Here is a 20,469-nt window from a genome sequence, read left to right as displayed (position 1 = left end):
ATGCGCCAGATGCGACCATGGGGGCTCGTCGTCGTCGGGGGCGCATTGCTCGTCGCCGGCTGCCAGATCATCGCGGGCGTGCGCACCGACGCGGAGCTGAGCCAAGGAGGCGACGGCGGCGAAGCGTGCAGCGTCTCTCCCGGGTGCCCGAGCGGCGTCTGTCAGGACGGCGTCTGCAAGCCGGCCGAGGCGAAGTGCGCGCTCGACCTCGAGCCGTTCGACATCCTCACGTCCGAAGACCTCGGCGGCCACGAGGTCGACACCTCCTCGCTCGTGCTGGCAAGCGGACCCGATGGCGTATTTGCCTCGATCATCGACAAGACTGCCAGCCGGCTCGTGATCGGGACGGTGCACGAGATCGGGGAGCCAGCCGGGTCGAAGGCGGAGTTCCCGTTCACCGACGGCGCGGCGTTCGTCACCGGCCGCGAATCCGGAGGGCGAGTGTTCCTTCAGGGCAGGGTGGGGTACGAGATCGGGCAGCTCGTCTTCCCCACGACCGCCGACGGCGTCTCGTCCGAGGGGACGTTCCAGCGGTTTCCCGCGCTCGCACCGGAGTGCTCGAGCCCCAGCGTGGCGACGTCGATGGCGTTCGTCCAGGCGGGCGATAACACCCTTTACGCCGCGACCTGCGCGGCGCCGGGCGGCTCGACGCGAGCGCTCGTCGTCGGTGGATCGGCCGAGCCTGCGCCGACCCTGGTGGCCCAGGGCGCACGTACCGATGCCTCGCTCAACGTTCGCTACTACACCGTCACGAACGGCCAGCACCTCCTCTTGTTGGATGACAGCGCGACCGGAGAGGCGTTCTTCAGAACGGGCGCCTCGCGCGCCGATCTCGGCGTGGCGCACCAGATCCAGTTCAGCCCATCTCCTGAAGAGGTGGAGTCCTTCTTTGGGGCGTTCCCGCTGCCCGACGGCGATGGCGTCACGCTCTTGATGGTGCACCTCGTCCCTCCGCCGCGGCTCACCCTCTCGGCGGAGGTGGGCGTCGTAAGGGACTTTCTGTCGCTCGGACAGGTTCCCCCGCCCGGCTTTACCCCTGTCTTCAAGCTCCAGAATGTAAACCAGTACAACCCCCCAGGCCCCGTCGCGAGCGACGGCGAGAACGTGTATCTGACGTTGGTGCCGCCGCCTGGGAAGAGCGTGAGCCTGGGCTGGTTCACGCGAACAGGTGAGAACGTGCTCCCCAACCAGCTCATCTTCTCCCTCCCGGACGGCAGCAGCGCGCAGATCCTCGGCTCGACCGTCGCGCAGCTCGGCGTCAAGCTGCTCGTCGCCTGGATCGAGCAGCGCGACGGCGCCTACTCCGTGCGCGGCCAGCGGCTCATCTGCACGCTGCAATGACGCGCCGACCGGCGCGGCCAGCTTGAGCGACCCGTTGTTCGGCAGGCGCCCACGCAGCGGGGCGAAGCGCCTGGTGACGCGGGGCGCCGTGCTGTCACGTTCGCTTCAGCGCGTACGCGATGCCGCCCCGCAGCGTCCCCGCCGTGACAAGGCCCCTCAGATCGACGTCGAGCTCGATGAGCGTCCGCGCGATCGCCGGCTGGATGCCGGTGAGCACCACCTGCGCGCCGAGCAGCCCGACGGCGCGCGCGGCGTGCACGAGCATCTCGGCCACCTGGACGTCCACCGCCTTGACCCCCGTGATATCGATGATCGCGATGCGGGCCGCGTGCCTCTCCACCCCCTGCAGCAGCGTCTCGATGATCCGGCTCGCACGCGCGCCGTCGAAGAACCCGATGAGCGGCATCACGAGCACCCCCTCGGCGATCGGCAACAGCGGCGTCACCAGCTCACGTATCGTGTCCTGCTGCGCCGCGATCAGCTCGTCCCGCGCAGCCTCCCGCTCGCGCTCCGCCGCCTTGACCCGCGTGATGTCGACAGAGATACCGGCGACCGCGCCCTCCGGGATGCCCTCACCCCAGACAGGGAACTTGATCGAGTAGAACGTCTTCTCACCTCCGGCGTCAGGGACGGGATCCTCGGCCTCGAACGGGACTCCGTTCCTGCGCACCAGGTCATCGACGTCATTGTAAATAGACGCAACTTCCGATGGAAAGAAGTCGCTGTCGGTCTTTCCAAGCATGCTGCCCGGGGTCGCCCCGACGAGCGCCTCCGTCGAGCGGCTCACCAGGAGAAAGGCGCCTTCCCGGTCCTTTGCATACATGAGGACCGGCGCGTGATCACAGAACGTCGCGAGCAGCGACTCGCTCCTGTGGAGGCGCTGCTCGCGGCGCTTTCGCTCCGTCACGTCCTCGGCCGACAGGAAGATCTCGCGCGCGGAGCCATCCTCGCTTCGCCCGAAGACCTCCGCGCGCACCGCGAAGATGCGCTCGTCTCCCTCTCGGCCTCGCGCCCGGAGCTCGCCCTCGATCACCTCGCCGTCCCGCGCCCCCCTCAGCCGCTCCGCGCTCGCGGCGAGGCCGGCCATGTCGTCCGGGTGAATCCGATCCGAGAGCGCCTCGACGCCGCGTGTCGAGAGCTCTTCGCCCGTACAGCCGAGCGAACGGGCAAGGGCGGCGTTGTGCGCGACGAGCCGCCGCTCGTCGAGGCCCACGACACACAGGATCGTCGGCGCCGCGTCGAGCATCCTCCGGGCTCGCGCGCTGAGCGCGTCCTGCTGCTCCTTGGCCCTGGTCTCGTTCATCGCGGCAGGCCTCTCCTCATGGCGGCTCCTTCCAGGCCCGGCGGCGGACGCGCGGACCAGAGCTCGACCCATGATAGCCACGGCGCGCGCGCGGCGAAACCGTAGACGCTGCGCCGCCTCGCTGTCGCAGCCGGCCGGCCGGCTGGCTGGCGCGGCGCCCTAGCCTGGCCTACCCGCGCAAGCGACAGCGGCGGCGCGCGTCACGCAATGCAGCCTACCGTGCTGAGCAACAGCGGGCTCAGGGGAGCAAGCTGCACTTCGCCAGGGGCGTCCGGTAGTCCATCGCCTGGGTGTTGCGCTCGAACTCCTCCAGGTTGTTCGGACAGACGACGTACCAGCCAGCGTCGGTGAAGGCGCTCACTTGCCGGTCGGTGGTGGCCAGATCATACGCGAGCATGACGGTATCGTAGCCCCAGCCGAACAGCTTCTGACCGAGGAGCACGTCCACGTACCCCGCGCGCATGCGATCCATGTACTCCGGCAGCGTGTCGAACGCCACCGAGTGAATGGTCTTCTCCTTCGCTCTCGCGGTGAGCAGCGGCGCGTTCGCCTCGAGGTCGGGCTCGCCGAGGAGCTTGCTGTAGGAGAAGAAGAAGCCCGTGATCTCCGGGTCGCTCTTCAGGGCCTCCTCCGCGGTCTGCGCGCAGAAAGGGTTCGCGTAGTCGCAGCACACGCAAGGGAGGCTCACGGCGTTCGTCATGTCCGGGTACTTCTTCAGCGCCTCGGAGAAGCCGGCGAGCCGGTCGATGAAGGTCCCCGCGGGGGTGGGGGTGTAGACCCCGTTACCGTCGTCATCCATCATCGTCTGCAAGGCGATCTTGCCGGTCTTCCCGTTGATGGTCGCGAGCGCATCCATGAGGAAGGCGGCGGCGGCCTTGTTGTCCATGCCGTAGTAGGTGTGGCGCTTGCTGGCCGGAGCGTCGCCGCCGTACGTCACGACCTTGATGCCGGCGTCCACCGCCTTGTTGATGAGGTCGTTCTCGCATTCCCCGCTGAAGACATCGATGGATATCGCGTCCACCTTCATGTCGATGACCTCCTGCAGCACCTCCATCTGCGGCCGGGAGAGGTAGCAGGCGTCGTCGGGGTCCAGCGGCTTGCCGTCTTCCGTGAGCTCCGGACATTCAGGGTCCAGGATCATCACGTTGACCGGCCGCGCGCTCGTCGTCAACAGCTCGCTCTGCGCCTGCGCGGCGCCCGCGCGACCCAGATCGTGGAACCGATTGCACTTGTTGTGGGTGATGTAAGCGATGGTCAGCGGCGCTTCTGCCGTGCTCTCGCTCGAGCTGCAGGCAAGCGCGCTGGTCGCCAGAAGGATGCCCCCGATGATGGCGCGATCGACCATGAATCCCCTCCTCTTCTCGATATTGCTCGACCCGTTTCACCGTCCCCTGACGGCTCGGCGCGGCTGTGCGCGCGCCGACATCCGGGACCCCCTGCGATGGCGCGCGCTCGGCGCGCCTCGCCCTCATTCACGCCGCAAGTGGCGCGGCTCCTGTCCGCCGCGGGCTTGCCCGACCGGGTACGCATACGCGATGCCGCTCCGCAGCGTCCCCGCCGTGACAAGGCCCCGGAGGTCGACGTCGAGCTCGATGAGCGTCCGCGCGATCGCCGGCTGGATGCCGGTGAGCACCACCTGCGCACCGAGCAGCCCGACCGCGCGCGCGGCGTGCACGAGCATCTCGGCCACCTGGACGTCCACCGCCTTGACCCCCGTGATATCGATGATCGCGATGCGGGCCGCGTGCCTCTCCACCCCCTGCAGCAGCGTCTCGATGATCCGGCTCGCCCGCGCGCCGTCGAAGAACCCGATGAGCGGCATCACGAGCACCCCCTCGGCGATCGGCAACAGCGGCGTCACGAGCTCACGTATCGTGTCCTGCTGCGCCGCGATCAGCTCGTCCCGCGCAGCCTCCCGCTCGCGCTCCGCCGCCTTGACCCGCGTGATGTCGACAGAGATACCGGCGACCGCGCCCTCCGGGACGCCCTCGCCGCGGAGGGGGAACTTGATCGTGTACAGGGTCCGATCGCCCTGGGCCTGCGGGACGATCTCCTCGGCCTCGAACGGGGCGCCGGTCCTCCGCACCAGGTCATCGACGTCTTTGTAAATAGACGCAACTTCCGCCGGACAGAAGTCGCTATCGGTCTTTCCGAGCATGTTGCCCGGGGTCGCCCCGACGAGCTCCTCCGTCGAGCGGCTCGCCATGAGGAAGGCGCCGTCACGGTCTTTCGCGTACATGAAGACAGGGGCGCGGTCGCAGAGCGCCGCGAGCACCGCGTCTCTCCTGCGGCCGCCCTGCTCGCGGCGCTTTCGCGCGGTCACGTCCTCGGCGAAGAGGACGACCTCGCGCACGGCGCCGTCGTCCCCTCGCGTGAAGACCTCCGCGCGCACGGCGAAGACACGCTCGTACCGCCCTCCCTCGATGCTCCGCGCCCGCAGCTCGCCTTCGACGACCCCGCCGTCGCGCGCCGCGGCGAGCTCGGCCGCGCGCGCGGCGAGGCCAGCGAGATCGTCGGGGTGAATGCGCGCCGAGAGCGCCTCGACGCCCCGCGAAAGGAGCTCTTCTTCCGTGCAGCCGAGCGCCCGGACGAGCGCGGCGTTGTGCCCCGTGAGCCGCGGTCCCGCGAGGTCCAGGACACACACGATCGCCGGCAAGGCGTCGAGTATCCGCTGGGCTCGCGAGATCGTCGCGCCCTGCATCCGGCTGGCCTCGGTCTCGTTCATCGCGGGCATCGCGGGGACTTCTCTCGAGAGCTCCCTGCCCGGTCAGGGCAGGAGATCACGCTTCGTTTCTCGTGGTACATCGATGAGGAGCGCGCTCGCCTCATGTCGATGGCTCCCTGACGCGCGTCGGCAGGAGAAGACCGCCAGAGAAGCTTCGGTCGTGCACGCCCCCTTCACGACAGGGACACGGCGGTCCAGCCGAGTTGCATCATTACGACTATGGGAAACAGGATTGACTGTCAACGCCTTTCACGTCCTCGTTCCCAACGATGCCGACCATGCGAGTTCCAGCCGGAGAGCATGCCAATCGACAGTAGGGTGCCGTCGGAGATGACTCCACGGTGGACGATTCGGCCCCTCATGGGGCGATAGGTTGACGCAATCCACCGTGATGAGGCGAGAGCGAGCGCGATCACAGCCCGGCGCCGCCCGCGCCGCCCGCGCCGCCGTCACCGCCCGTGCCGCCACCGCCATCGGCGCTCGCGCCTGCCCCGCCTCCGCCATCGGCGCTCGCCTCGCCTCCGCCAGCCCCGCCGGCCCCGGTGGTCCCGCTCGCCTGAGAAGAGCTCGCGGAGACGCCGGTGTCGAAGCAGTTCGGGTTGTCGTCCTCGACGAAGCAGCCCACCTCGATGGGGTGGCCCACCTCGACGCAGCCCCCCGCCAGGAGGCCTGTCGTGGCCGACAAGCGGAGGAGGAGCGCGGGAAAACATGTGCTCTTCACGGTGATGCTCCGTGGCTCGCGCGCCCGACGGTCGCGATGGAGGAGGGCCTGGCCGCCGCGGCCGGGCTGCCCGCGGCGGCGTCGTCGTCGAGGTGAAGCTCGATCCCGGCGAAGAGCGTTAGGCGGTTCCTTAACGCGAAATCCGCGGTGGGGCCGCTCTCGACGAGGTAGCGCGGCTGCCCCTGGTTGGGGCCGACGACGTAGGGCTCATGGGCGGAGAACGCGTACTGCCCGCCGAGCATGTACCCGGCGCCCTTCACCCCGGGTATCGCGCCCGTCACCGCCACGCGGAGCTCGACCTGCGGCGGCACCTCGGGGCGAGGGGCGATGTTCGACGGATCACCGCCATAGTAGGCCTGGTCGGCGATCCGCCGGCCCATGTAGGCGGCCGCCAGGGACACGGCGCCAGCGCCGACCTCGTAAGACACGCGGGCGTTGCCGTACACCTGCGGCGCGACCGTGATGGGGACATCGTCGCCGGTGCCGAACCGCGCGTTCCGGGTGATCTGCTCGGCGGACATGCGGCGCCGCGTCGCGGCGAACGTGGAGTTGACGCCGACGCGCAGCTTCCGCTCGAGGAAGCTCGTCTCGAAGCCGAGGTTCGCGCCGTAGTTCTCGATGCCTGGCACGTTGTTGTACCTCGAGACGCTGGGCGCCTTCGCCCTCAGGAGCTGGAGCTCGATGACGTCCCGCCATTCCGAGTAGAAGCCGCCGGCCGTGAAGGAGTACGCGCCGCTCCGGAACGACGAGACCGCCTCCAGGGAGGAGACCTTCTCCGGCTTGAGGCCGTCCGGGTTCGGCAGGAGCCTGCCGCTCACGGTGTAGAGCTCGACGAAGCTGGGGGCGCGGAACGCGCTCGAGTAGATGAGCTTGAGCGACACGCGCTCGTCCGGCGTGAGGATCAGCGCGGCGCGCGGCGAGATCGCGTTCGCCACGTACTCGAGCGGGATACGCGAGTCGAGGTCGACCCGGATCCCGGCGTTGAGCGAGAGGGGCCGGAACAGGCGGAGCGTCTGCTGCACATAGGCCCCGAGCGCGGCCTCGTCCTCGAGACGGTGTCCGCCGCCGTGCCAGCGCGTGCGCGCCGGGTCGGAGCCATAACTCTTCCCCGTGAGCTCGTCGAACGCGACGAACTCGTAGGCCGACGTGCGGAGGCGCCCATCGAGGCCCGCCATGGTCGTGAAGGCGCCGTCGCCCGCCCAGTCGTACCGCGCCTGGAGCTCGAGCCCGAACCAGCGGGAGAGGAACAGCGCCTCCTTCCGGCAAGGCCCGGACGGGCCGCGCGGGCACTGCTCCGGATCGAGCACGTCGAGCGGGACGTGCGGCACGAGCGGATCGTGGCCCACCACGTAGCGCGAGCGCTCGATCCGGCTGAACCCGAAGTACCCGCGCGCCACGCCCTCGAGCCGCTCGCTCAGGCGGTCGCGATAACGCACGCTGGTCAGGACGAGCGACTGCGTGTTGTCGTTGCGGGCATCGTCAAAGGCCCCGACGCGGTTCTCGTGGAGATCCATGAAGGGCGCGGCCCACGACGCGCGCGTCGCCTGCGCGACGGCGCTCAGGTCGCCGACGTCGAGGCGCACGAAGGCGCCTGCCTTGCGGCGAAACCACTGCTCTTCCACCGTGCCGCCCCAGGAGCCGGGCTCGGCGTGCGAGCCGAGATCCATGACGGACACGCCGTCCGCCAGGACCGGGAGCCGCTGCTTCGGGAAGCTCACCTCGGGCCCCTCGAAGCGGTGCATGTCGACCGCCGCCACCACGCCCGCGGGCTGCCCGAGCAGCGTAAAGCGGCGCCCGAAGCCGAGCGCCGCCGTGCCCTCGCCCCCGAGGCCCTCGAGGTCCGGCGCCCTGATGTCGCCCGATTCGTCGAGCGGCGGCGACGCCCCGAGCGTCAGGGAGGCGCGGATGCCCTGGTGATCGGCGGCCTTCTTCGTGACGACGTTGATGACCCCCAGCATGGCCTGCGCGCCGTAGAGCACGGAGCCAGGGCCCAGGACCACCTCGATATGGTCGACGATCTCGATCGGGATATCGTGCAGGAAGACGGCGCCGCCGCCCTGCTCGTTCACGACCATGCCGTCGAGCACGATCAGCACGTGGCTGTTCGCGTCCCGGGTCAGGGCGACCCCGCGCGCGCCGACCTCCGGGACCGACATGCGGTCGTGCGCGAAGACGCCGCTCGCGAGGAAGGTGAGCGCGTCGGCGAGGCGCCGTATGCCGAAGAGCTTGAGCTGCGCGCCCGTGATCACCGACGACATGGCGGGCGCGTCGCTCTCGCGCTCCGCGGAGCGCGAGGCGCCGGACACGACGTTCTCTTCGAGGATCTCGAGGAGCGAGCTGACGTCCTCGGCCCGCGCCTCGCGCGGGGCGGCGGTCGACAACGCGAGCGACGCGGCGCAGATCAGTGCGAGACGGGTCGAGCTCACGTCAATAGATCCTTGCCAGTTTGAGGATGGGAGCGGGGAAGTCGATGTGCTGCGCCCGGGCCTGCGCGAGGTTGATGCTCATGCGCGGCTTGCCGTCCGCGACGTCGACGCCGAGCACGGCCCCCTGCGAGACATAGGGCTCCACGGCCGCGAAGCTCAGGATGCCCGTGTCCGTGAGCGCGCCGCGTATCGCGGCGACCTCCCTGCCGAGCCCCGAGGAGATGTACACGACGTTGATGTCGCGCGCGCGGCACGTCGCGGCGAGCTCGGACGCGCCCGAGTACTCGGCGCTCTCCACGCGGATCGGCTTGTCACGCACCTTGCCGATGTCGTTCAAGGCCCTCCTCATCTGGAGCGCGGCGCTCGCCGAGTCCGCGTCGCCGGCCCGGGAGAGCAAAAGGAAAGAGACCTGTCCCTTCACCCGCTCTGGAAAGCCCCTGTCGTACGGCAGGATGCGCGTGACGATCTCCGCTTGCACGGCGAAGGGCGCCGTCGCCGGCTCCGCCATGACATGGAATGGGGCGAGGGCGGCCGCGACGAAGAGGCCGAGCACGAGGGCGCGCCGGCGAGGCGTCATGTCTTGCGTTCCTTGCCGCGCGACAGGCCGGCGAGCTTGCGGATGCGGAGCGCCGCTTGCACCTGCGGGGTGAGGGCGAGCAGATCGCCTTTCCTGCTGAAGACCCCGTCGAAGCCGAGCTCCGCGTACCGCGATCCGGCCTCGGCGTCCGTTGTGTAGAGGTAGAAGAGCGGCGGCCTCTCGCCCTCGGGCACCGCGGCCTTGAGCGAGCGGAGGACGGCGGCGCCGTCGAGGCCCGGCATGAAGAAGTCGACGATGACGAGATCGCAGCCGCGCAGGTGACGGGCCGTGCCCACGAGCTGCGTCGTCGTGACCACCTCGTAGCCGGCGCTCGACAGCTCGACGCGGATCCGCATCAGCACGATCTCGCTGTCATCGATCACCAGGATGCGTCCGCCGTGTGACATCGAGTCATTCTCCGTTGCTGAGAGGGGCAGCCTGGGGGCGGATCACGAACGCCGCGCCGGTCTGGCGCGACGCGTCCACCTCGATGAGCCAGCCGACCGAGAGGAGATCGGCGCGGACCGCGGAGAGGCCGATGCCGCGGCCCGCGAGGTCGCTCACGTCGCCCTTCGTGCTCACGCCGGGGGTGAACAGGAGCTCGCGTGTCCGGCGCAGATCCTTCGGATCGACGCCGGCGCTCGTCGCGAGCGCGTCGAAGTCGATGCCCTGACCGTCGTCCTCGACGAGGAGGGTGGGCAGCGGCCGGTCCTCAATGCAGCTGGCGCGGATCACGCCCACCTCGGGCTTGCCCACCCGGGCGCGCGCGTCGGGGGATTCGATTCCATGGGCGATCGCGTTCCGCACGAGGTGAAGGAACACGCCCGGGAGCAAGCGGGCGAGATCAGAGGGAATGGAGGCCTCGCGGCCGTCGATCTCGAGGCGGGCGCGCTTGCCCTCCCGCTCGGCCCAGCGGGGGACGCGCTCGAGGAGCGGCGCGAGCACCTCGCCGAACGGCCGGGCCGCGAGGCGGCGGACGATCTCGGCGGCCTCGCCGCCCTGCGGGCCGACGAGCTCACGGAGCCGGGTGACGTCCGTGCGGCGGACCGTGATCTGGTCGAGGATCGCGCTGCCCACGGGCGAGGCGTCGACGAACGTCTCCTGCGCGCGCGTGAGCTCGTCCGCGACGCGGGTGAGCCGCGAGCGCCACGACGCCGCGTGCCCCTCGACCGAGGGCCTGTCCTCCGAGCGCGCGCGCCCCTGGACCCTGGAGAGCTCGTCCTCGAGCGCCATGATCTCGTCCGCGAGGCGCTCCAGGTCGAACGACCGGGCCTCGCCCTTCATGGTGTGCAGCTGCTGCAAGAGCTCGTCGATGTCCGCGGGGCAGAGCTCCCCGCCGGGCCTCAGGATCTCGCTGCACCGGGCCACGCGCTCGCGCGAGATCTCGATGAAGCGGACGAAGACCTGGCCGCCGCCGGCGATGAGGCGGCGCATGGCGGCGATCTGGCGGGCGTGCTCCTCGTCCTTGGTCTTGACGCTCTCCGTGAGGCGCCTGAGCTCGGTCTGGTCGGTCGCGAGCAGCATGATGCGCGCGATCTTCTGGCCGGAGACGATGGGGCAGAACTCGATCCGCAAGAACCTCCGGTCGCCCGGCGCGCGCTCGAACCACACCTCGCGCGGGGCGAGCTCGGCGACCTCCGGGAAGGCGTCGACCTCGGCGTCGAACGCCGCGTCGACCCATTGCCGGAGCGCCTGGCTCTCGACGCAGAGCGGCCCGCCGCGGTAGAGGAGCTCCGCGACGTGGTTGCCCTCCGCGGCGCGGTCGCCGAAGAGCTGCCTGGCTTCTTTCGAGGCCTCGCTGCCCAGCCGGCCGCCGGGGCCGAAGGCCACGATGGCCTCGCGCATGTTGTCGAAGAGCTCGCGGAGGCTCTCGGTGGCCATCTCGAGCTTGCCCTCGCGCTCGATGATGGCGGAGCTCATCGCGTTGAAGACGTCGGCGAGCCGGCCGAGCTCGTCGTTCGTGCGGACGTTCACGCGGACGGCGCGGTCCCCTTCCCCGACGCGCCGCGCGGCGTCGACGAGCCGCGAGAGCGGACGCACGATCTGCCACCTTGCGAACGCGAGGAGCAGGAAGGCCGTCATCGCGCCGACGATGCCCGCGAACTCGAGGATGTTGCGGCGGGCCGCGGCGAATGCGGCGTTCTCGGGCTCGAGGGAGAAGACGAGGACGAGCGTCCCGAGGCGCCGCCCGTCGTCGCGCACGACCGGGCGGGCGACGCGTATCTCGCGCTCCAGGACCTGATTCTCGGCGCCGCGCGCGGTGAACGCCGACAGGCCGCCTTCCGGCTGACCGATCTTGGCGATGGGCTCGGCGTCGCTGCCCCACGCGACCGCGGCGATGAGCGCGCGGTTCGACCGGAGCTGGTCGAGGTCGCCCTGCGCCGTGTCCCGATCGCCGAAATCGAGCGGCGCGGTCAGGGAGCCCGAGAGCAGATCCGCCATCATCGATGCGGCGTTCGCCTTCGCCGACACGAGATCATCTCGTGTCTTCTGGATCACCTGATTGGCGACCAGCACGGTGACGCTGGTGAGGACCACCACGGTCGCTGCGGCGAGCTTGACGCCGATGCCGAGGTGAACACCGGAGCGCCGCCGGTGAGCCGCTGGGGGCCGGGAGACAGGGGCAGAGACCAGCATCACGCGCTCGGGGCGGCAGGCCGTATCCGAGCCAAGAAATGGTCGAATCCAAGAGCGTGCGTCATCCGCGCCCCCCCTCCACGGCAGAAGCTTCGCCAGGCGCACCATCGGAAGCACCCGAGGGACGAGGACAGGCGCATGGCGATGCCCTTCCGACCTCGACGGTACGTAGTTCATTTCATTTCTGCAACAGGATTTTCCTTACGCACCGCCGATGTGGCTGTTCGCTCGTCGCGTCATCGGCAACGGGTCCATGCGTCAACAGGTCCACGCGTCAACGGGTCCACGCGTCAACGGGTCCACGCGTTACGGGTCGACCGGGTTACCGGTCACCAGCTACCCCGTCATCGGCCCGGCGGCCTGCTCCGGTCTTCGCCGCTCCGCGCGGATGGCAAGGAGCGCGAGGGCTCGCTCGCCAAGCATGAAGGGGATTGTCGCATTGGCCTCCACTCTGGCGCCCAGCTCGTCCGTATCGGGCTGCTCGTCGCCGCCGCGGCGCCGTGACGTCACGCGTCACTCCGGCGATGGCGACGCTGCGGGATCGTGTAGGCTCGCGGGCATGCCCATCACGCGACTCACGAAGCCTGATTCGAAGTTTCGCCTCGATGACGTCTCGACCGATCCGCCTCGGGACGCGACGAAGCAGGAGGCAGCGGAGCGGCTCAAGGAGCTGGGCGAAGAGCTGCTCGAGCTGCAGGAGCTGATGTGGGGAGCGAGGACGCACAGCATCCTCATCGTCCTTCAGGGCCGCGACGCGGCCGGCAAGGACGGGGCGATCAAGAACGTCGTCGGCGCGCTGAACCCGCGCGGCGTCACGGTGAGCTCGTTCGGCGTGCCCACGAAGGAGGAGCGAGAGCACGACTTCTTGTGGCGTATCCACCGGCAGGCGCCGCGCGCGGGGGAGTTCGCCATCTTCAACCGCTCTCACTACGAGGATGTGCTCGTCGTGCGCGTGCACGACCTCGCGCCCAAGTCGCTGTGGGGGGAGCGCTACGATCACATCAACGACTTCGAGGAGCTGCTCGCCGAGCACGGGACCATCGTGATCAAGTTCTTCCTGCACATCAGCAAGAAGGAGCAGGAGAAGCGGCTGCTGGAGCGCGAGGAGAACCCGTCGACCGCGTGGAAGCTCAACGTGAACGACTGGAAAGAGCGGGAGCACTGGGACGAGTACACAGAGGCTTACGACGAGGTCTTCCGGCGCTGCTCGTCCAAGCACGCGCCCTGGTGCGTCGTGCCGGCCGACGCGAAGTGGTACCGCAACCTCGTCGTCGCCGAGACCGTGGCGGAGACGATGCGGGAATACCGCGACGGCTGGCTGAAGACGCTCGAGCGGAACGGGAAGGCGGGCCGCGAGGAGCTCGACGAATACCGGAGGTCGCGGGGTGGGCGGAACAAGGGGTGAGCGGACAGGAGAGGCGGCGCTGAGCGGCGCGCGCAGGCGGGTGGCAAGCCAGGTCGGGGCGGCCGGCCTCGTGGCATCGCAGCTCCTCGCCTGTCCGTCGTCGCCCGAGCGGGATCGCATCACCGTAGAACAGGCGCCGCCCGCCCCGGCGGCCGCGCCGCTCGCCTCGCCCGCGCGCCCCCCCGCGCCGCCCGAGCCCCTCGCCTCGGCGCTGCCGAAGGTCGAAGCGCCTTCCGCCCCGAGCGCCGAGCCGGGCGCCGCTCCGCAGAGGCGCGGATCGCGCATCGGCGGCGACGGCCGCATCGAGATCGAGCAGGGCGGGAGCGTGCGCCGACTCGAGGGTCCGTGCCAGTCCACCTACGAGGTGGCGGATCCCATGCCCGGGCCCTACGCCGAGGTCCTGGATCCCGACGCGAAGGCGCCGCGGCTCATCCTCGATTCGTGCGGCGCAGGAGGCACGTACTTCGATATCGTCGCCACCGGCCTCAAGCTGCCGGGAGAGCTCGAGGTGATCCGGGTGCGCTTCCTGGATCCGAAGACAGGGTCGGAGTGGACCTCGGACACCGCGAAGCTCAGGGTCACCGAGTTCACGAGCGTCGGAGCGCCGGTGAAGGGCACCTTCGAGGCGACCATGAGCGCGCGCCTGAACCGCCCGACCGAGCGGATCCGCGGTACCTTCTCGCTCCCCCGGGCGCCCGACCGATATCCGCCCTAGCAGGCGCAGAGCGCAAATCGCGCGCCGCGACCTGCGTGGGCCCCTGATGCCATGGCACGGAGTCCACACGAAGGATTCCGTGGTTGCATGAACCATGAATGTCCGCAGCCGGCGGGGCCGATCGACGACCTGTGGAATCGTCGGCGATCTCGACACGTGATCCCATGCGGTGGCGTCAGGAGGTCGTCCACGGCGACCGGCGGGGGCGACGGCCCTCGGCTCGCCGACGGTGCTCGTCTTTCAGGGAAGGCCGTGGCCGGGCGCCGCCGCGCGCGCCGTGTGGGGCCGAGCGCCTCGGCCAATTGACGCGCTGTCGCTCGGGTGATGCAATTCCGACGAGGAGGAGGGGGCATGCAGCTCGACGATCCCAGGCACGAGTACAACCCGTACGCTGCGCCGACGACCGGCGACGCGCACTCCCATGGCGAGAACGAGCCGGACGAGCACGTCCTCGCCGAGCGCGGCACGCGGCTCGGCGCGCGGATCATCGACAACCTGCTGCTCGTCGGCTCCATGATCCCCGCCGCGATCCTCCTCCTCGCCACCGGCGCGCTCGATTACGCCGCGCACAGCGAGGAGAAGGCCTACCTGGTGCTCAGCGTCGGCGCGCTCCTCGGCCCGCTCCCGCTCGTCATCTACCAGTGGTACCTCATCGCCACACGCGGGCAGACGCTCGGAAAGAAGTGGACGAAGATCAAGATCATCAAGACGGATGGCTCGCGCGTCGACTTCGCGTCCGGCGTCGTCCTCCGCAACTGGCTCATCGCGCTCCCCGGCCTCGTCCCCGGCGTCGGCCGGCTGCTCCACGCGATCTTCAACGTGATGAACGGCCTCATGATCTTCGACGACGACCGCCGCTGCCTGCACGATCGCATCGCCGGCACCAAGGTCGTCGTCGCCCCGCCCAGGGCGGGCTCCTGATCGCCCTCCTCGCCGCATGATCCACCGCGAAACGCTCCGCGAGCCGCTCGACACGAGCGCCGAGATCGAGACGCCGGAGCACGTGCGGTTCCGCCACCAGATCGCGGGCCCGGCGCGGCGCGCGCTCGCGTACCTCATCGATCTGCTGGTGCGCGGCGTCATCGTCTTCGCGATCGGGATGCTCGCCGCGGTCGGCGGCGTCGCCGTGGGGCCAGCGCTGCGCGGGGCGTCGACGGGCTTCGTGCTGCTGGTCCTCTTCGCGATCGAGTGGGGGTACTATGTCTTCTTCGAGACCCTCTGGAGCGGCTGCACGCCCGGCAAGCGCGCCCTCTCGCTGCGCGTCGTCACCGACGGCGGCCAGCCGCTCCGCTTCGGGGACAGCCTGCTGCGCAACCTGCTGCGCGCCGCGGATCTCCTCCCCCCGTTCATCGATCCGCTCTCGTTCCTCGGCACGTACGCGGTCGGCCTCGCCGTCATGGGCCGTGATCCGCGCTTCCGCCGCCTCGGCGATCTCGTGGGCGGCACCCTCGTGATCGTCGAGGCGCGCCACACGGTCGCCGGCCCGCTCGTCCTCCGGCCGCCGCCGAGCCCCGCGGAGCTCTCGAGCCTGCCCGCGCGACTCCCGCTCTCCGGCGAGGAGCTCGACGCCATCGAGCTCTTCCTCCGCCGCCTCGATCGCCTCTCGCCCGCGCGCGCGAGCGAGCTCGCGGAGATGACCGCGCCCGTGTTCGCGCGGCGCATGGGCGTCCGCTACAAGGACGCCACGCGCTTCCTCGGCGTCCTCCACCACCGCGCGCACGCGCACCGCGGCGGCCAGGAGGGGGCCGCGAGCGACCCCGAGCCCCGCCGCAAGCGCAAGAAGGAGGTGAGCGCGTGATCGGCGCCCGCTCCCAGGACGAGTTCGTCGCGGCCCGCAGGCCGGACTGGCAGGAGCTCGATGGCCTCCTGATCCACGACAGCGGTTCGCTCGCGAAGAAGGACGGCGCCGCCATCTCGCGCCTCGCCGCGCTCTACCGCTCGCTCTGCACCGATCTGATGCGCGCGCGCGCGGCGCGCTACACGCCCGATCTCACCGCGTACCTCGACGCGCTCGCCGCGCGCGCGCACGCCGCGCTCTACGGCGCGGAGCCCTTCCGCCTCCCCGACATCGTCTCCTTCTTCACCCGCGATTTCCCGCGCGCATTGCGCGCGAACGGCCGCTTCTTCGCGATCGCCTGCGCGCTCTTCTTCCTCCCCTCGCTCGTCGGCATCGCGGGCGCGCTCGCCTCCGACGAGTTCGCCACCCACGTGCTCCCGAGCCCGGTGCTCCAGGGCATGGCCCAGATGTACAGCGAGGGCCAGAGCGGGCGCGACGCGGGCACCGACACGGGCATGGCGGGGTTCTACGTCTTCAACAACGTCGGCATCGCCTTCCGCTGCTTCGCCACCGGCGTGCTCTTCGGCGCGGGCAGCATCTTCTTCCTCATCTACAACGGCCTCTTCACCGGCACCGTCGTCGGCCACGTGATGAGCGTGGGCCACGGCGGCAACATCTGGACGTTCATGTGCAGCCACGCGCCCTTCGAGCTCACCGCGATCGTGATCGCCGGCGGCGCGGGGCTCGAGATGGGCTACGCGCTCGTCGAGACGCGCGGCCGCACGCGCGTCGGCTCGCTGCGCCGCGCGGCGCCGTCGATCGTGCGCCAGATCCTCGGCGCGGCGGCGATGCTGCTGATCGCCGCGGGGATCGAGGGCTTCTGGTCCCCCTCGGGGCTCCCCCCGCCGGTGAAGTGGGCGGCCTCGGGCGTCTTCTCGCTGCTCATCGTCCTCTACCTCGCGCTCGCGGGTCGCCCCGCGAAGGAGGCCTCGCGATGAACCTCGGCGCCTCGGCGATCGTGCTGCGCCCGCGCCCGCTCTCCGAGATCCTCGATCTCGCCTGCCGCCTCTCCATGTCGCTCGCGCTCGGCCTCTACGCGCGGCTCTCGGCGATCCTCTTCCTCCCGATGCTCGCCGGCTGCCTCGCGCTGCGGTATGCGGCGGGCTGGTCGTGGCTCGCGGTGTGGGGCGTCGCGATCGCGCTCGGCGGCGTCGCGCAGGGCGTGTTCACGGTCGCGGTGGGGCGCCTGCTCTTCTCGGAGGAGCTCAGCGCGGGCCAGGTGCTCCGCCTGTTCAGGGCGCGCCTCTGGTCGTACCTGTGGATGCTCTTCTTGAGCCGCCTCCTGCTCGCCGCGGCCGCGCTCCCGATGTTCCTCGGCCTCCCCCTCGCCTGGCCGCGCCTCGTCTTCGTGCACGAGGCCAGCTTGCTCGAGGCCGCGGACGCCGGCGACGCCATCCAGCGCAGCAGCCGCTTCGTCACCGGCCGCGTCGCCGCGGTCCTGGGCGCGCTGATCGCGCTGCTCCTCGCGCAGGCCGGCGTCGCGCTCACGGCGGAGCTGCTCGGCCAGTCGCTCGTCGACGCGATCCTCCAGCTCGGCAAGCCGTTCGGCGCGCTCGTCGACGACGGCGGCTCGCCCTTCGCGCTCGCGGGCTTCTTCGCGGGCATCCCGTACGTCGCGACCGCGCGCTTCCTCCACTACATCGACGCGCGCACGCGCGCCGACGGCTGGGACATCCAGCTCCGCTTCCTCGCGATCGCCGCGCGCGAAGGCGAGAAGAGGGCCGCCGCGTGAGCCGCCGCGCGCGCCTCTTCGCCGCCCTCGTCGCGCTCTCCGCCGGCGCGCCGCTCGCGCGGGACGCCCGGGCGGAGGACGCGGAAGAGAATGTTCACTGGAGCGTGCGCGACGTCCTCGAGGACGATCGCTACCGCTTCTGCCACGAGGCCGACTACCCGCTCACGCCCGAGGAGCACGCGTGGTGCCCGATCATCGCCGGATCGAGCGACGTGTGCCCGGAGCTCCCCGCCGCGTGCAAGCTGCCCCCGGTCGAGCTCTCGCGATCGGCCGCGTCCGGCCGCGGCGGCCGCGGCGGCCGCGGCGGCCGCGACGCGTCCGGCAAACATCCCGCGGGCGGCGCGCCGACCGATCGCGGCCCGACCGAGGACGAGCGCCGCCGCCCCTGGCCCGAGATGCGCGTCGATCTCTCGGGGATGAGCTTCTTCGCGTCGGTGCTCTTCATCGGCCTGCTCGTTGTCTTCTTCGGGGGGGTGCTCCACGCGCTGCTGAAGAACCTGCTCCGCGATCGCGCGCCAGCCGACGAGGCCAAGGAGGAGAAGGCGCCCGCGCGCGGCCCCACGCCCGAGGAGACGGCGAGGCGCGAGGTCGAGACCGACGTGCAGCGCCTGCTCGCGCGCGCCCGCAGCCACGCGTCCCGCGGCGACTACGCGCGCGCGATCGACGACGCGTACGCCGCGCTCCTGCGCCGCCTCGACGGGGATGGTCTCATCGAGATCCACCCCTCTCGCACCAACGGCGACTACGTGCGCAGCCTGCGCGAGCGGCCCGATCTCAAGGGCGCGATGCGATCGATCGTGCGCGACGTGGAGGGCGTGCAGTTCGGCGTCACGCCGCCCTCCGAGCCGATCTTCCGCGCGGTGATGGACCGCGTCGTCCCGCTCGTCAGCCGCGCGCTCGCGCTCGCGCTCGTCGCCTTCGGCCTCTCCGCCGCGCTCTCCTGCACGCCGCACGGGGGCGGCGGCGACGAGGGCGGCGGCGATCGGTCGCCCTCGGGCACCCAGGCGGTGCTCGAGGTGCTCGACGAGCAGGGCTTCAAGGCGCGGCGCCGCGGCGAGGCGCTCACGGCGCCCGAGCGCGCGCTCGCGCTGGTGGTGCTGCCGGGCGCGGAGATCGACGACGCGACGTGGAAGGACCTCTTCGCGTGGGTGAGCGACAAGGGCGGCACGCTCTTCCTCGCCGGGCTCCCGCGCCTGCCCGACGAGGTCGAGCTCGGCCTGCGCGTGGCCCAGGACGCCGAGACGTCGACGGCGCTCGCCGCGGACTGGTCGCGCGGGCTCCGCGCCTCGCTCCCGCCCAGCAAGCGCCTCGTCGAGGCGAACGGCGACGAGCCCGAAGACCTCTACATGATCTTCCGGGGCGAGTCGTCCTCGACCGCGGGCGTCGTCCGCCGCCTCGGCGAGGGCAAGGTCGTCGTCGTCGCGGACGATCGCCTCGTGTCGAACGTCTCGCTCGCGGCCCCCGACAACGCGCAGCTCTTCCTTGATCTGCTCCGGTTCGCGCCGTACGCGACCGAGGTCGAGATCATCGACGAGTGGACCGGCGTCGGCGCCGAGACGCCCTTCGAGGCCGTGCGCGAGGCGAACCTCTGGCCCGTGATCGCGCAGCTCTTCCTGCTCCTCGCGCTGCTCTACCTCTGGAAGGGCAGCGCCTTCGCGCGCCTCCGCGATCCGCCCGCCGCGGGCCGGCGCGCCTTCGCCGATCACGCGCGCGCGCTCGGCCTCGCCTACCGGCGCGCGCGCGCCTCGCGCCACGCCGCGGGCCTCTACGCGAGCTGGGCGCTCGATCGCCTGCGCGAGCGCGTGCACCGGTCCGGCCGGCGGGGCCTCATCCCGCTCGCCGAGGCGATCGCCGCGCGCACCGGCCGCCCCGAGGCCGAGGTGATGCGCGTGCTTGTCGAGGCCTCCGGCGCCCGCGAGGACGCCGCGCCCGCCTCGTCGCTCCGCGCGCCGCAGAGCGCGCGCGGCGCGCGGCCCTCGCCTCGCTCGCGCGACGGCGCCGCCGCCGATCTCGAGCTCGTGCGCGAGCTCCAGGGCTTCCTCGACGCGACCGGTCAGCGAACCTCCGATCGAAAGACGACATGAACCCGATTGAATTCCGCGATCGCTTCGATCTCCTCCGCCGCGAGGCCGGCAAGGTGCTCCTCGGCCAGGACGATCTCATCCTGCACACGCTCGTCGCCGTCCTCGCCGGCGGTCACGTGCTCATCGAGGGCGTGCCCGGCCTCGGCAAGACGCTGCTCGTGCGCACCCTCGCGCACGTGCTCGGCGCCACCTTCAAGCGCATCCAGTTCACGCCCGATCTGATGCCGAGCGACGTCACCGGCGGCAACGTCTTCAACCAGAAGGAGGACCGCTTCGTCTTCCACGAGGGGCCGATCTTCACGCAGCTCCTGCTCGCCGACGAGATCAACCGCGCGCCCGCCAAGACGCAGAGCGCCCTGCTCGAGGCGATGCAAGATCTCGCGGTCACCTCCGACGGCATCACGCGCGCGCTGCCGGATCCGTTCTTCGTCATCGCCACGCAGAACCCCATCGAGTCGCAGGGCACCTACCCGCTCCCCGAGGCGCAGCTCGATCGCTTCTTGATCCAGGTCAACGTCAAGCACCCCTCGCAGGCGGTCGAGCGGCTGATCCTCAAGAACCACGTCAACGGCTTCCACGCGGCGCGCCTCGATCGCTTCGAGATCCAGCGCATCGCCACCGCCGCCGAGCTCGTGGAGATGCGCGAGGGGCTCGCGCGGATCCGCGTGGACGACGGCATCATCGAGTACATCGCCGACATCGTCGGCCGGAGCCGCGTGCACCGCTCGGTCTACCTCGGCGCCTCGCCGCGCGCGTCGATCGGCCTGCTCGCGGTCGCGCGCGCCATGGCCGCGAGCGAGGGCCGCGAGTACGTCATCCCTGACGACGTGAAGGCGCTCGCGCCCGCGATCCTGCGCCACCGGCTCATCCTGCACCCCGACGCCGAGATCGAGGGCGTGAGCGCCGACGACTGCGTCGACGACATCCTCCGCGAGGCCAAGGTGCCGAAGACGGCGGCCTGAGCGC

General features: G+C 70.8%; 17 protein-coding genes. 9 read left to right on the top strand and 8 right to left on the bottom strand.

Going from position 1 to position 20,469, the window contains the following annotated elements; translation table 11 throughout:
* Window positions 1-1,341, top strand: coding sequence for a hypothetical protein (locus WMF46_RS07645; RefSeq protein ID WP_437985008.1), 1,341 nt, complete (start codon window positions 1-3; stop codon window positions 1,339-1,341).
* Between the two features lie 94 nt (window positions 1,342-1,435).
* Here the strand turns inward: WMF46_RS07645 and WMF46_RS07640 are convergent, their stop codons facing one another.
* From WMF46_RS07640 to WMF46_RS07605, 8 genes are all read right to left on the bottom strand, one after another.
* A complete protein-coding gene (locus WMF46_RS07640; protein WP_437985007.1) occupies window positions 1,436-2,644 on the bottom strand; it encodes a PAS domain-containing protein in 1,209 nt (402 codons plus the stop codon).
* Between the two features lie 238 nt (window positions 2,645-2,882).
* Window positions 2,883-3,989 (bottom strand): substrate-binding domain-containing protein, encoded by a 1,107-nt coding sequence (locus tag WMF46_RS07635; RefSeq protein ID WP_437985006.1) that lies wholly within the window; start codon window positions 3,987-3,989, stop codon window positions 2,883-2,885.
* 123 nt (window positions 3,990-4,112) lie between these two features.
* A complete protein-coding gene (locus WMF46_RS07630; protein WP_437985005.1) occupies window positions 4,113-5,378 on the bottom strand; it encodes a PAS domain-containing protein in 1,266 nt (421 codons plus the stop codon).
* A 403-nt stretch (window positions 5,379-5,781) separates the two neighbouring features.
* A complete protein-coding gene (locus WMF46_RS07625) occupies window positions 5,782-6,090 on the bottom strand; it encodes a hypothetical protein (protein ID WP_437985004.1) in 309 nt (102 codons plus the stop codon).
* A complete protein-coding gene (locus WMF46_RS07620) occupies window positions 6,087-8,516 on the bottom strand; it encodes a TonB-dependent receptor plug domain-containing protein (protein ID WP_437985003.1) in 2,430 nt (809 codons plus the stop codon). Before WMF46_RS07620 ends, WMF46_RS07625 begins: the two co-directional genes overlap by 4 nt.
* Before the next feature lies 1 nt (window position 8,517).
* Window positions 8,518-9,093 carry a YfiR family protein gene (locus WMF46_RS07615; protein ID WP_437716343.1) on the bottom strand — a complete coding sequence of 192 codons (576 nt, stop codon included), beginning with the start codon at window positions 9,091-9,093 and terminating at the stop codon, window positions 8,518-8,520.
* Window positions 9,090-9,500 carry a response regulator gene (locus WMF46_RS07610; protein WP_012234032.1) on the bottom strand — a complete coding sequence of 137 codons (411 nt, stop codon included), beginning with the start codon at window positions 9,498-9,500 and terminating at the stop codon, window positions 9,090-9,092. Before WMF46_RS07610 ends, WMF46_RS07615 begins: the two co-directional genes overlap by 4 nt.
* 4 nt (window positions 9,501-9,504) lie before the next feature.
* Window positions 9,505-11,730, bottom strand: coding sequence for a HAMP domain-containing protein (locus WMF46_RS07605; RefSeq protein WP_437985002.1), 2,226 nt, complete (start codon window positions 11,728-11,730; stop codon window positions 9,505-9,507).
* A gap of 559 nt (window positions 11,731-12,289) precedes the next feature.
* Between WMF46_RS07605 and WMF46_RS07600 the strand changes: the two genes are divergently transcribed.
* The 8 genes from WMF46_RS07600 (at window position 12,290) to WMF46_RS07565 (ending at window position 20,465) form a co-directional block, all read left to right on the top strand.
* Window positions 12,290-13,135: a PPK2 family polyphosphate kinase gene (locus tag WMF46_RS07600; RefSeq protein ID WP_437985001.1), complete on the top strand. Its 846-nt coding sequence runs from the start codon at window positions 12,290-12,292 to the stop codon at window positions 13,133-13,135.
* Window positions 13,136-13,205: 70 nt separating this feature from the next.
* Complete coding sequence (locus WMF46_RS07595; RefSeq protein ID WP_437985000.1) at window positions 13,206-13,850, top strand: hypothetical protein; 645 nt, start codon at window positions 13,206-13,208, stop codon at window positions 13,848-13,850.
* 351 nt (window positions 13,851-14,201) lie between these two features.
* Window positions 14,202-14,771: an RDD family protein gene (locus WMF46_RS07590; RefSeq protein ID WP_437984999.1), complete on the top strand. Its 570-nt coding sequence runs from the start codon at window positions 14,202-14,204 to the stop codon at window positions 14,769-14,771.
* 16 nt (window positions 14,772-14,787) lie between these two features.
* Window positions 14,788-15,648 carry an RDD family protein gene (locus WMF46_RS07585; RefSeq protein ID WP_437984998.1) on the top strand — a complete coding sequence of 287 codons (861 nt, stop codon included), beginning with the start codon at window positions 14,788-14,790 and terminating at the stop codon, window positions 15,646-15,648.
* The gene (locus WMF46_RS07580; protein WP_437984997.1) at window positions 15,645-16,625 is read left to right on the top strand and encodes a stage II sporulation protein M; all 981 of its coding nucleotides are present in this window, start codon (window positions 15,645-15,647) and stop codon (window positions 16,623-16,625) included. Before WMF46_RS07585 ends, WMF46_RS07580 begins: the two co-directional genes overlap by 4 nt.
* Complete coding sequence (locus WMF46_RS07575; protein WP_437984996.1) at window positions 16,622-17,419, top strand: hypothetical protein; 798 nt, start codon at window positions 16,622-16,624, stop codon at window positions 17,417-17,419. The genes WMF46_RS07580 and WMF46_RS07575 overlap by 4 nt, the downstream gene beginning before the upstream one ends.
* The gene (locus WMF46_RS07570) at window positions 17,416-19,503 is read left to right on the top strand and encodes a DUF4350 domain-containing protein (RefSeq protein WP_437984995.1); all 2,088 of its coding nucleotides are present in this window, start codon (window positions 17,416-17,418) and stop codon (window positions 19,501-19,503) included. Before WMF46_RS07575 ends, WMF46_RS07570 begins: the two co-directional genes overlap by 4 nt.
* Entirely contained in the window at window positions 19,500-20,465 is a 966-nt protein-coding gene (locus WMF46_RS07565) for an AAA family ATPase (protein WP_437984994.1), read from the top strand. The genes WMF46_RS07570 and WMF46_RS07565 overlap by 4 nt, the downstream gene beginning before the upstream one ends.
* The last annotated feature ends 4 nt before the right edge of the window (window positions 20,466-20,469 follow it).

Source organism: Sorangium sp. So ce117 (assembly GCF_051524395.1).
Lineage (GTDB): Bacteria > Myxococcota_A > Polyangia > Polyangiales > Polyangiaceae > Sorangium > Sorangium cellulosum_B.
This window is presented reverse-complemented; position numbering and strand designations above follow the sequence as displayed.